The sequence below is a fragment of the Saccharospirillum mangrovi genome (genome assembly GCF_003367315.1).
In the GTDB taxonomy this organism is placed as follows: domain Bacteria; phylum Pseudomonadota; class Gammaproteobacteria; order Pseudomonadales; family Natronospirillaceae; genus Saccharospirillum; species Saccharospirillum mangrovi.
Map to the genome: position 1 here is coordinate 3,192,330 of NZ_CP031415.1, position 12,173 is coordinate 3,204,502.

Annotated in this window: 13 protein-coding genes; 4 read left to right on the forward strand and 9 right to left on the reverse strand. The window is 58.4% G+C overall.

Going from position 1 to position 12,173, the window contains the following annotated elements; translation table 11 throughout:
* Positions 1-6: 6 nt before the first annotated feature.
* Positions 7-1,647: an ABC transporter substrate-binding protein gene (locus DW349_RS14945; RefSeq protein WP_108123991.1), complete on the reverse strand. Its 1,641-nt coding sequence runs from the start codon at positions 1,645-1,647 to the stop codon at positions 7-9.
* A 166-nt stretch (positions 1,648-1,813) separates the two neighbouring features.
* Between DW349_RS14945 and DW349_RS14950 the strand changes: the two genes are divergently transcribed.
* The 3 genes from DW349_RS14950 (at position 1,814) to DW349_RS14960 (ending at position 5,348) form a co-directional block, all read left to right on the forward strand.
* Positions 1,814-3,127 (forward strand): glycoside hydrolase family 30 protein, encoded by a 1,314-nt coding sequence (locus tag DW349_RS14950; RefSeq protein ID WP_108123992.1) that lies wholly within the window; start codon positions 1,814-1,816, stop codon positions 3,125-3,127.
* A gap of 96 nt (positions 3,128-3,223) precedes the next feature.
* A complete protein-coding gene (locus DW349_RS14955; protein WP_108123993.1) occupies positions 3,224-4,366 on the forward strand; it encodes a hypothetical protein in 1,143 nt (380 codons plus the stop codon).
* A 94-nt stretch (positions 4,367-4,460) separates the two neighbouring features.
* Complete coding sequence (locus tag DW349_RS14960) at positions 4,461-5,348, forward strand: DMT family transporter (protein ID WP_108123994.1); 888 nt, start codon at positions 4,461-4,463, stop codon at positions 5,346-5,348.
* Positions 5,349-5,357: 9 nt separating this feature from the next.
* Here DW349_RS14960 and DW349_RS14965 read toward each other — a convergent pair whose 3' ends face one another.
* The 3 genes from DW349_RS14965 to rraA are packed head-to-tail and all read right to left on the reverse strand — an operon-like array spanning position 5,358 to position 6,866.
* On the reverse strand, positions 5,358-5,864 hold the full coding sequence (locus DW349_RS14965) for a GNAT family N-acetyltransferase (RefSeq protein WP_157954214.1): 507 nt from the start codon (positions 5,862-5,864) through the stop codon (positions 5,358-5,360).
* A gap of 4 nt (positions 5,865-5,868) precedes the next feature.
* Positions 5,869-6,390: a GNAT family N-acetyltransferase gene (locus DW349_RS14970; protein WP_108123996.1), complete on the reverse strand. Its 522-nt coding sequence runs from the start codon at positions 6,388-6,390 to the stop codon at positions 5,869-5,871.
* Positions 6,390-6,866, reverse strand: a complete 477-nt coding sequence (rraA, locus tag DW349_RS14975; protein ID WP_108123997.1) for a ribonuclease E activity regulator RraA — start codon at positions 6,864-6,866, stop codon at positions 6,390-6,392. The genes DW349_RS14970 and rraA overlap by 1 nt, the downstream gene beginning before the upstream one ends.
* 110 nt (positions 6,867-6,976) lie before the next feature.
* Here rraA and DW349_RS14980 point away from each other — a divergent pair, with 110 nt between their 5' ends.
* Entirely contained in the window at positions 6,977-7,510 is a 534-nt protein-coding gene (locus DW349_RS14980) for a GNAT family N-acetyltransferase (RefSeq protein ID WP_108123998.1), read from the forward strand.
* 16 nt (positions 7,511-7,526) lie between these two features.
* Here the strand turns inward: DW349_RS14980 and glpX are convergent, their stop codons facing one another.
* From glpX to DW349_RS15005, 5 genes are all read right to left on the reverse strand, one after another.
* Entirely contained in the window at positions 7,527-8,549 is a 1,023-nt protein-coding gene (gene glpX / locus DW349_RS14985) for a class II fructose-bisphosphatase (RefSeq protein WP_108123999.1), read from the reverse strand.
* 241 nt (positions 8,550-8,790) lie between these two features.
* The gene (gene cdd / locus DW349_RS14990) at positions 8,791-9,195 is read right to left on the reverse strand and encodes a cytidine deaminase (RefSeq protein ID WP_108124000.1); all 405 of its coding nucleotides are present in this window, start codon (positions 9,193-9,195) and stop codon (positions 8,791-8,793) included.
* Between the two features lie 2 nt (positions 9,196-9,197).
* Positions 9,198-9,908 (reverse strand): purine-nucleoside phosphorylase, encoded by a 711-nt coding sequence (gene deoD, locus DW349_RS14995; RefSeq protein WP_108124001.1) that lies wholly within the window; start codon positions 9,906-9,908, stop codon positions 9,198-9,200.
* Positions 9,909-9,992: 84 nt separating this feature from the next.
* Complete coding sequence (locus DW349_RS15000) at positions 9,993-11,435, reverse strand: ATP-binding protein (protein ID WP_108124002.1); 1,443 nt, start codon at positions 11,433-11,435, stop codon at positions 9,993-9,995.
* A complete protein-coding gene (locus tag DW349_RS15005; RefSeq protein WP_108124003.1) occupies positions 11,435-12,160 on the reverse strand; it encodes a response regulator in 726 nt (241 codons plus the stop codon). Before DW349_RS15005 ends, DW349_RS15000 begins: the two co-directional genes overlap by 1 nt.
* Positions 12,161-12,173: the final 13 nt, after the last annotated feature.

Consider the following 12,173-nt stretch of genomic DNA (forward strand, 5'->3'; position numbering starts at 1 on the left):
TCAACCTTATTTCTGGTACAGGTTATTGAAGATCAACGTCTTCTTACCGACGGTGTAAAACACCGGATGCACGTAAGGATTTTCAGGCGTCGGCCAACCCTCAACCCGGGAGGTGGAATACTGGAACCAGGTCGGGTTGGAGAACACCGGAATGAACGGCATGTTTTCTGCGGTAAAGCGTTGCAGTTCACTGAGGGTGGCAGCGCGATCGGCATCGTTGGTTAAGGTGCCGAAGTTATCGATCAATTCGTCGATGTGTGCCGAATGAACGCCGTGGCTGGCGTGCCAGATCTGCCCGATGCGGCTGGTGTGGTAATACTCTTTGTAGGTCTGAATCGGATGCGTGGACAGCAGTGACCAGTTGATCGCCGCGTCGTAATCGCCTTCTTTCAGCGAGGTATCGTAGACGCCCCACTCGACCGCATTGACGTGCGCTTCGATGCCGATTTCCGCCAGATATTCGGTGACCATTTGCACTGTTTGCACCCAGTCTGTCCAGCCGTTTACTACGCGAATATCGAAGCTCAATTCCGAGCCGTCTGGCATGTCGCGCATGCCGTCGCCGTTGGCATCGACGTAGCCGTTGGCGTCGAGCAATTCACGGGCGCGGTCCGGGTCGTATTGGCCCAGCCAGCCGTATTGATCGTAAATCGCCGGGTCCATATAAGCTTCGAAATGGTGGCCGATGCCGCCGGGGAAATCGTTGACGGTCGGGTAACCGTAGGCGGCCAGTTCGACAATCATGTCACGGTCAATCGCTACCGACAGTGCCTGACGGAACGCCAGATCATTGAACGGCGCGCGCTTGGTATTGAGGTAGATGTTGATCGCGTCGTTGGCCGGGTACCAGTAGTGATGATGTTCCGGGTCGGCTGCGACGTATGTCTTGTCGATGTCGGCAATGAAGTTGGAACCCCAGTCGATTTCATCGCGCATCAACGCCGGCTGAATCTGGCCGTTGTCGTTAAAGGCGCGGTATTTGATGCAATCGAGATAGGGTCGGTCTTCGAGGAAATAATGCGGGTTGCGGCAGATTTCCATCTGCTGGGCGCGCACGTAGGCAACCTCGGTCACCGGGCCGGAACCAATGGCTTGCGGGTTGGTGAAGGTGGCCGGGTCTGCCGCCTGAGACCAGATGTGTTCCGGCAGCGGCATGTAGGTGTTCAGGTCCCAGTGAATGGTGGTGTCCGGACGCGCCAGATCGAAACGCACGGCGCGGTCGTTGACCTTGACGACGTTGGTTACGCGGCCGCTCGCCAGTACACCGGCCAGATCGTAAATCGCGACCTCTTTCGCCAGCTTGAAGGTGTACATCAGATCGTCGGCGTCGAGCGTTTCGCCATCGGACCACTGCAAACCGTCGCGCAGCCAGTAGGTGATGCTGCGCTGGTCGTCGCCGTATTCGTAGCGCTCGGCCAGGCGGTAATGGGTGCGATCCTGCATCGGGTTAATAAACGCCAGTGGCTCGAACACGATGCCGGCGATGGTGTTGGTCGGGTCGACGTAGGGGTTAAAGCTTTCGGTGAAGGCGGTGGTGATGATGGGAACAGTCAAGCTACCACCGTGCGGATGTTCAGATTCAGCCAACACCGTGGTGGATGCAGCAGCCAGGCTTACGCCGAGCGCCGCAGCGGTCAGAAGTTTCATTGTTGTGCTCCGTCTTGTTGTTTTTAGAGGCGGATGAAAGCGCTTTCATTTAGTCCTTTTAATAAGCGCCTAGCTGTGGAAAACTGCCACCATGTAAGCGCTTTCATCAAACACTAAACTACAAGAAAGCACAGCGTCAACGCCTTTTTAAGAAGGACTCATCGGAATGATTCGTGGATTTCAAAGCCAGCTCTCTCAGCCGGAACGTACCGCCCTGGACAACCCAAAACGCCTGGATTCCAGCGCACCTCAGCGCCCGCGCCTCGACCTGAACCGGCAAGTGCGTTACCAGACTCACCTGGGTTTTGGCGGCGCTTTTACCGAAGCGGCGGCGGTTAATTACGCCGCGCTGTCGGCCGCTGAAAAACGTCGGTTTATGGACGGTTATTTCTCGCCCGATCAACACGCCTATTCGCTGTGCCGGGTGCACCTGAACAGTTGCGATTTCGCACTCGGCAATTGGGCCTGCCAGCCCAGCGAAGACGCCGAGTTTTCGTTGCAGCATTACCAGGAAGCCATCTTCCCGATGATCCGCGATGCGCAGGCTACCTTGGGTCGGCCCATCGATTTACTGGTGTCGCCCTGGAGCCCGCCGGCCTGGATGAAAACCAACGGCCAGATGAACCAGGGCGGCCAGTTGAAAGCCGAATACCGCGACGCCTGGGCGCAGCAATACGTGCAGTTTATTCAGGGGCTGAAAGCCGAGGGGTTCAGCGTTTGGGGCGTATCGGTGCAGAACGAACCCGATGCCACCCAAAGCTGGGATTCGTGCCGCTACAACGCCGTTGAAGAACGCGATTTCATTCGCGATCACTTAGGCCCGGCGTTACACCAGGCCGATCTGGCCGACGTGCGTCTGCTGTGCTGGGACCACAACCGCGACGACTTGTACCACCGCGCCGCCACCATTCTTGGCGATGCCGACACCGCCCCGTACGTCTGGGGCTGCGGTTTTCACTGGTACATGAGCGACAGCTTCGACAACGTTCAGGCGGTGCACGACGCCTTTCCCGACAAGGGTTTGATCTTCACCGAAGGCTGCCAGGAAGGCGGACCGCACCCGGATAGCTGGGCGGTAGCAGAGCGCTACGCGCGTTCGGTCATCAACGATTTACGCCGCTGGACGCAGGGCTGGATCGACTGGAACCTGGCGCTCGATCTGCAAGGCGGCCCCAATCACGTCGGCAATTTCTGTTCGGCACCGGCTTTGGTCGATACCCAAAATGGCCGCTTTAGCTGGCAACCGTCTTATCACGTACTGGGGCATTTTGCCGCAGCGGTGCCGCCGGGTTCGGTGCGCATTCTGTCGGCAGCCGGGCTGGATGAACTCGATCACGTCGCCTTTGAACGGCCGGACGGCCAGCTCGTTCTGCTGGTACTCAACGACAGCGACCACGCCGTTGACTGGCGTCTGGGCGATGCCGACGGCGACTGGGCCATCACCACACCGGCGCACGCGGTGCAAAGCTGGCTGTTGTAAGGCCACCTAACAAAGATGACCACCAGCACTGTTTCTCGTTAGGGCACTGTTATTATGGTGCGGACATTGAGCATCCGAACCCAACGAGGACAGTGCATGCGCTCGCTTTTCATTGCGCTTTCAGCCGTGGTCATCAGCCCCGGGTTGATGGCTGAAGAAGGCCCGTTCAACGCCAGCGCTACGGCACGCGCGGCGACCGTCGCGCAGGCTTGTGACATTGCCTTCGAACAGGCCGAAGCCCAGGCACTGGCCGATTTTGAAGCAGCGTTTATTGCGGAACAGCACCCGACGGCAAAACGCATCGAACTGCGCGAACGTAACGACGAGCGCCTGCCCGCCGACGCCAACAATCAGGTTGGCTGCCGGGTTGAGGCGCGCTTTGCCGCCGTCGCCGTTAGCGATGACGACACGAATGCACACCCCAATCTCGATGGCCGCATCGAAACCATCGACGGCGTGTACCACGCCGAATGCAGCAATGCCGACCAGGGCGCGGCCTGCAAACGTCGCATCGAAACACAGGCCGCCAGCGATTTGCGCGCCCAACTGCAACGTGACAATCCGCAATTGCTCAACGGCTATCGACTGGAATTCGATGGCTTCGAAGGCGAACAGTCCTTCACCTATCAGAACAGCCGCGTCAGTCTGTCGATGGACGGTCGCTTCTATTACAAACTCAACAAAACTGGTTTCGGCCCGACCACACCGCCGCCAAGCACCCAAGGCGATTTGCGCATTGAACGCAAACACAAAGACAGCGGTTTCGATAACCTCGACTTCACGCTGTTCTACACCTGGGATGGCAACGACGCGGCCGACCCGGGCGACCTGGCGCTGAGCACCAATCGTTGGGGTTTGGGTTTGTGGGTGAACAATCGCATTGGGGTGTCGTCGTTCTGGGGTGAAGAACGCCCGGGGTTTGCCAACAGCAATCACCACGTGCGCCGCGACAACAGCTATTACGACGTCTTCGGTGTCGGCATCGGTTATCGCCTGTTCGACAGCCGCGATCTGAACATCGAAAACAGCCTGTATTACGTCGATGCCGAACCGTTCAGCACCACGCTCGATAATGGCCGCGACTACGAAGCCGAAGACTATGTTCAGGCCAACATCAACATTAAAACCAACGCCGACTCCGGGCCGAACGTCGGCTGGATGTTCACCTGGAAATTGCGTTCCGATCTGAGCGATTACAACTCGCTCTCCGGCGGTTGGTATGTGGAATGGCAATTCTAAGCAGCGCTATCTAAACAGTTCCGCTTAACGGCGTTGCAGCCAGCGAGGTTCGCCCTTAGTCTGGCTCGCCGTTGTCTTTGATTGAGTACTGCGCATGTCGTCTGAACGTCGCGCCATCGGCTACGCGCTGATGGCGGTGTTGCTTTGGTCCACCGTCGCCACAGCGTTCAAAGTCGCGTTAAGCCAGGTCAGCGTCAGCCAGTTAATGGCCGGCGCTGCGGTGTTTTCCATTCTCGCCCTGATGGCGACGTTAGCGATTCGCGGTGAATTAAACATGGCTGTAGCGCGGCTCTGGGCCGATCGCAAAGCCGCCTTTCAATTGGGGTTGATCAACCCCGTCATTTATTACGCCGTTTTATTCGAAGCCTACGACCGCTTGCCTGCGCAAGTCGCCCAGCCGGTGAATTACACCTGGGCGATTACGCTCGGTTTGTTGTCGGTGCCGTTGCTCGGCCACAAGCTGACGCGTTGGGATTTGTTCGGCATGGTGTTGGGCTATTCCGGTGTGGTGTTTATTTCGTTGGCCGGACAAAACGTCAGCGGCTCGCTCGATTATTTCGGTCTGTTTCTGGCGTTGTTTTCGACGTTGTTGTGGGCCGGCTATTGGCTGTTGAACACCCGCGATGAACGACCGCCGATCATCGCCCTGTTTCAGAATTTTGTGTACGCCCTGCCGCTGTTGATTGTCTGGATGCTGTGGCGCGACGGCCTGCCGGATATGAACTCTGGCTCAGTGTGGGCGAGCCTGGCTTACGTTGGCGTGTTTGAAATGGGCGTTACTTTTGTGTTCTGGCAACTGGCGATGCACCACACCAATAACGCCAGCCGCATCGGCACACTGATTTTTCTGTCGCCTTTTATCAGTCTGTTTTTAATTCACTTCGTGCTCGGCGAACCGCTGCAATGGCTGACGTTTGGTGGCTTGGGTATGATCGTGGCGGGGTTATGGATTCAGCAAAGCAAGGCGCGGACAGACCAATAATTATCCGCCTTATTCAATCTCCGTTTTGAATAATTCAAAGCCGCGCGCTTCATAATTTGCGCGCGCATTGGGGTGATCATCGCTACAGGTAGTTAACCAGATTCGCGTTGGAATTCGGCCATTGTCATCGGTCCAGGCAAAAGCGACTTTGACCGCTTCACTTAATAAAGCGCTGCCCAAACCCTGGCCCAAAAACGGTGGCGTCAGTCCGAAGGAAATGAATTCCACGCTGCCGTCGGGCTGGCGTTCCATCTCGACATAACCGGCCGGGCTGCCGGAAATCCATAAAATCCACAGCCGTAATTCGGGTCGCTCGGTGTGGGTTTGCCAACGCGATAACGGCCAGTCGTCGGCGTCCTGCCATTGCCAGGCGCGGCCGACGCTTTCGTAGAAATACCGATTCAGTTCGCCGGTTTTTAATTCCGCTTCGGCGAAGCGTACAGCCACGTTCGCCGGCCAGTTTTTGGCGCGTAATTGATCGGGCGATTGCAACGCCAGGTACCAGACAGTCGTCACGCGCTTAGTGTTCCGGGTCCGGGAATTCTTCGGTTTTGAACAGTTTGAAACCGCGCGCTTCGTAATTGGCGCGGGCGTTTGGGTGGTCGTCGCTGCACGTGTGCAGCCAGACGCGTTGCGGGCGCCGGCCATCGGCATCGGTCCACTCGAACGCACGCTTTAAGGCTTCCGATAACAAAGCGCCGCCCAAACCCATACCGATAAATGGCTTGCCCAGACCGACGGAAATAAATTCGATCTGATTGCCATCCTGGCGTTCCATTTCCACGTAACCGGCCGGTGTGCCGCGTACGCTGAGCAACCAGATGCGGTGCTCGGGACGTTCGGTGTGTTCTCGCCAGCGCTCCAGCGACCAGTCGCGTCTCATAAACCAATTCCAGTGCTGACCGACCCAGAGATACAGAAAGCGATTGAATTCGCCCTGCTGAATTTCGACCTGCTCAAAGCGCAGCGGCACATCCGCCGGCCAGGGTTTGGCATTGATCGCATCCGGCGAGGTGAGTTCGTACGACCACTCCAACACCATCAGAACAATTTGTCCTGGCTGACGACGATGCCGGTTTCGTCGGCGTAGAGCCACATGCCCGGTTCGATGGTGACGCCGGCAAATTCGACCGGCACATCGACATCGCCGAGGCCTTTTTTCTCGGTGCGTACCGGAATGCTGGCCAGCGCCCGGACGCCAATCGGCATGCGGCGCAACTCGTGAATATCGCGCGCGCAACCGTGAATCACCACGCCTTGCCAGCCGTGATTGACGGCATCGAGCGCGATCTGGTCGCCGATCAAAGCGCGGCGCAATGAACCGCCGCCATCGATCACCATGACTTTGCCGTCGCCATCGGTGCCGGCCAGTTCTTTCACCCGGGAGTTGTCTTCGTAGCAATGCACAGTGACGACCTGACCAAAGAACGCCGGCTTACCGCCGAAATCCTGGAACACGGGTTCAAGTACCCGAACCGCTTCGGGATGGTCGTCACACAGATCAGGTGTACTCCACATACAGTAGACTCACTTTTTTAATGGGTTAAAGATGTGCGCAGGTTCGACGCTTATGCAGCAGCGACGAACCGGACATTCGCCATCGACATTGTTCAACCTGAGAGAGCCCGATGACCGTCAAGCTGACCACACCTCGATTAACAATCACCGGACCGCAAGGCATTCGCGGCCGCAAACTGCATCACTATTTGACTGAAAACGCTGATCATTTTGCCCAAGGCGGCGGCGATACACCAGCCAGTATATGGGCAACGCGCCAGCGTCTGGCGGCGCAAAAGCGACTGTGGCAACAGGGCCGGGGCTATCGTTTTTACGGCTTTATCGACGGCAACATTGTGCTCGATCTGGGGCTATCGAATGTGGTGCGCGGCGTCTTCCAGGCGGCGCATCTGGGTTACCGAACCGTTAAGACTTATGAAGGCCAAGGGTTGATGACAGAGGCTCTCGGCGCTGTCGTCGATTACAGTTTCAACACGCTGAAATTGCATCGACTGATGGCGAACTACCAGCCCTGGAATGTTGGCAGTGGCCGTGTATTAGAAAAGCTCGGTTTTAATCGCGAAGGCCTGGCCAAAGATTACCTGTTCATTGACGGGCAATGGCGCGACCACATTCTCACGGCGCTGACCAACAAACATTGGTAACAACACGGCGGCGAAATTACTTCGCCGCTATGTCCACCATCGCCTGGAAGCTCTGCTTCGACGGCCGGCCGAATTCGATGGAGCGCTTCAGTCGGTGAATGCCTTTGATAAAACGCAACGAACCGGACTCGGCGCGGATCACAATTGAGTGCGTGGTAATGCCGCCGTCGCGGTCGTAATGCACGCCGTCCAGAAACGGACCGCCAGTGATGCCGGTGGCGGCGAAAAAGGCGTCGTCGGCGGCAATCAAATCGTCGAGCCGGACTACCTGATCCAGATCGAGATTCAAATCCATCAACTTGCGCCGCTCGCTTTCCAGTTGCGGTGCGCGGATGCCTTGCATGCCGCCGTTCAAGGCTTTCACGGCGGCAGCGGAAATGACCCCTTCGGGCGTGCCGCCAATGCCCATCAGCACATCGACCCCAGTGCCAGGAATGGCCGCCATCAGCGCACCCATCACATCGCCGTCGGTGTGCAGTTGCACCCGGGCACCGGCAGCGCGGATTTCTTCAATCAGGGTTTTGTGGCGCGGCCGGTCGAGCACGAAGACGGTGACTTCGTTGACCTTGCGCTCCAGCGCTTCGGCAATGGAATAGAGGTTGCGGGCCACCGATTGGGTGATGTCGATGGCGTCGCGGGCTTCTTCGCCGACGACGATTTTGTTCATGTAGAACGACGGGCCGGGGTCCCACATGGCGCCGCGCTCGGTGGCGGCAACAACGGCAATGGAGTTGGGTCGGCCAGTCGCCAACAGGCGGGTGCCTTCGACCGGATCGACTGCGATGTCGAGTTTGGGTTCCGCGCCGGTGCCGACACTTTCCCCGTTATAGAGCATGGGCGCTTCGTCTTTCTCGCCCTCGCCGATGACCACGACGCCATCCATGCTGACGGTTTGCAGTACAGCTCGCATGGCGTCCACGGCGGCGGCATCGCCGGCTTCTTTGTCGCCCGCGCCCATAAAACGCGATGCGGAAAGAGCCGCTGCCTCGGTCACTCGAACCAGCTCCATGCCCAGGTTTCGATCGGGCTGTTGCTTCATGATGTTTCCTAAGGAGAGTTAGATGATAGGCACCGGTCGGGCGCTCCTTGGCCAGTGAGCTGGCTCTTTTCGAGGGGGAATCGTACCGACCGGTAGCAGCGACTATACCGGCGCAAAGACCCCGCACAAGCTTGGAAAACGGTTTCAGTCGGAAAAGAAATTTAATAACGAAAAAGGCCCGGCAAAGCGCCGGGCCTAAACGTTTAAGATGTTGTTTTATTCCTGCTTTCTGACCGGATGGTCAACTCAAACCGTCGAAGCTGAAGCCGTCCGGCAGCAGTTCGGTGGCGCTCCATTCGCGCAAACCATCGCCGTCGTTGGTCGCCCAGATTTTGCCATTGGCCGGCATGAATTCGGCGATCACCTGACGGCAGCCACCGCAGGGCGAAAACAATTGATTGCCCGGCATAAACACCACCAGTTCGACAATCTCTCCCGGCCGCACACCGGCCGACGCCGCCGTGCCGATGGCGGTGCGTTCGCCGCACATGCCCAGCGGGTAGGAGCGGTTTTCCACGTTGCAGCCGCTGAAAATACGGCCATCGACGCAACGCAACGCAGCGCCAACCGGGAACTCGCTGTAGGGCACGTAGGCGTTGCCGGCGGCCAGCTTCGCCGCGGCTTTCAAATCCGCAGGGGCCGCCATGGTTACAGACTCACGGCGGCGTTGAGTGCGATCTGAATCATCTCGTTGAAGGTGGTCTGGCGTTCGTCGGAACTGGTCGCTTCGCCGCGCACAATGTGGTCGCTGACGGTCATGATGCCCAGCGCCTTGGCGCCGTATTCAGCGGCCACGCCGTACAGACCGGCCACTTCCATTTCCACCGCCAGAATGCCCATCTTGCGCAGCGCCGGGATTAAGGCTTCTTCCGGCGAATAAAACAAATCGGAGGTGAACACATTGCCGACCCGGGCTTCGACACCGGCATTGCGCGCACTGGTCACGGCGGCGGCGAGCAGTGAATAGTCGGCGGTGGCGGCAAAGTCGTAACCGAGCAGGCGGGTGCGGTTAACGCCCGAATCGGTGCTGGCGCCGCTGGCGATGATGACGTCACGCAGTTTGATGTCGTCACCAATGCCGCCGCAGGTGCCGACACGAATCAGATGCTTCACGCCGTATTCGGTGATCAGTTCCTTGGCGTAAATTGACATCGACGGCACGCCCATGCCCGACCCCATGATCGACACCGGCTTGCCATTAAAGGTACCGGTGTAGCCAAACATGGAACGCACGTCGGTAACGCGCTTGGCGTTATCGAGGAAGTTTTCGGCGATGTATTGCGCGCGCAGCGGGTCGCCGGGCATCAGAACGGTGTCGGCGAAATCGCCGGCGTTGGCATTGATGTGGGGAGTGGGCATAAAGACCTCGTGAATTTTCTGACCAAATGTTCAACTTGCAGCACTATAACGGCTTGCTGGGAACGCGACCAGTGACGCAGCGATTCAGCGTCGCGGCAACAACACCGCCGCTTCCAGACCCGCGCTGATGCGATTGCGCAACTTCAACTGACCGCCGTGCGCATGCGCAATGTTGCGGGCAATGCTCAGGCCGAGCCCGGCACCGCCGGTGTTGCGATTGCGCGAGGTTTCCAGCCGCACGTATGGCTCGAATACCTTGTCGATTTCCGCCTCGGGAATGCCAGGGCCGTTATCGACCACGTAGATTTTCAGCTCCTGACGACTGTCGACGATGTCGAGCCGCACCTGAGTGCCGTAGAACGCCGCGTTGTGCACCAGATTCGACAGGCAACGCTTCAGCGCCAGCGGCTTGCCGTAAAACGGCCAGCGCGCCATGCCGCGAATTTCCAACGGGTAGCCGAGCAACGCCAGATCGTCTTTCAGCGTCTGCACCATCTGGTTGATGTCGATCGGGTGAGTGTTTTCGTGCACATCGGTGCTGCGGCCTAAATCGAGCGCACCTTTGACCATGGCCTCGAGTTCTTCCAGATCCTTGATCATGCTCGATTTGACGCCGCTTTCGTCCATCATTTCGGCGCGCAGCCGCAAGCGGGTGATCGGCGTTTTCAGGTCGTGCGAAATCGCCGAGAACAGTCGTTCGCGGTCGTCAACGAAACGCAGCACCCGTTCCTGCATCAGGTTGAAGGCACGCGCCGTTTCTTTCACTTCGCGAGTGCCTTTTTCTTCCAGCGGTGCCAGGTGAATGTCGGTGCCGAGTTGCCGCGCCGCCGTTGCCAGATTCGACAGCGGCCGCGTCATCCAGCGCACCACGAACCAGGCGATGGTGACCAGCACCACCAGCAAGATGGTCAGAAACAGCAATTGACCCTGATCGAGGTATTCGTTTTCCGACAGGAAATACGGGTCGGGCAACAGGCCCGCCAGATACAGCCATTCGCCTTCGCCAACCGGCACCTGGGCAACCAGCACCGGCGGCGGGTCGGGTTCCAGAATCAGGGTGTTTTGCGCCCAACGCGGCGGCAGATCGACCAGCCGGATGTCCGGTTCGTAGACGTGCAGAAAACGCGGGTCGGCGAATTCGATGTTCAGGTCCGCCAGCCGCTGGCCGAGTTTTTCTTCGATCGATTGCTGAAACTGGTCGAGAAACTGCTGCTTGGCGAGGCTGTCGCGAATCGGTTCGACCGGAATGAAGTTGTCGTTCACCGACACCAGAAAGCGCGAACCGCCCATGTCGCGCAGTTGGTTGATGATCAGATGGCGGTAATCGCGCGGGTAGGCGCGGATAAATTCCATCGTCGAGCCGACCGAAAACGCCATGTCGCGCGCCATCGATTCACCCTGCTGTTCGCGCTGGCCTTCGAGAAAATACAGCCAGACGTAGTTGCTGAAGCTGAAGGCGCTGATCAGACCCAGCACCATCAGCGCCAGCAGACGGCTGTACAGCGAGGTGAAACTGAAGCGCGGCATTATTCGGGGCTGACCGGAACCGTCAGGATGTAGCCGGCGCCGCGCACCGTTTTAATCACTTGCGGCGATTTGCCGTCGTCGTTCAGACGCGACCGCAAACGGCTGATCTGCACATCGATGGAACGATCAAACGGCGACGAATCGCGGCCGCGCAGCTCGTTGCTCAAGTCATCGCGACTGAGCACTTCGCCGGGTCGGCTGACAAACAGACGCAGCAAATTGAAGTCGGCACCGTTGAGCGAATGCTGGCCGCCGCTGGGGTCGGTCAGTTCGCGGTTGGTTAAATCGAGCAACCATTCGCCAAAACGCAGCCGTTGGCGGGCGTCGAGCGGCGAGCTGTCGGGGCCTTCGTCGTAACGGCGCAGCACCGCTTTGATGCGGGCCAGCAATTCACGGGGGTTGAACGGCTTGCCGACGTAATCGTCAGCGCCCAGTTCCAGGCCAATGATGCGGTCGGTTTCGTCGGAACCGGCGGTGAGCATGATGATCGGGATGCGTGAGCGGGCGCGCACTTCTTTGCACAGCGTGAAGCCGTCGTCGCCGGGCATCATGATGTCGAGGACGATCAGGTCAAAGCGTTCGTGCGGCCAAAGGTCGCGCATGTGCTGGCCATCGGCAGCGGTGGTGACCAGAAATCCGTTTTTCTCAAGGTATTCCTTGAGCAGATTGCGGATGTCCTCGTCGTCGTCCACCACCAGGATGCGCTTTTGTTGTTCTGGGTGCATCGGAGTTCCACTG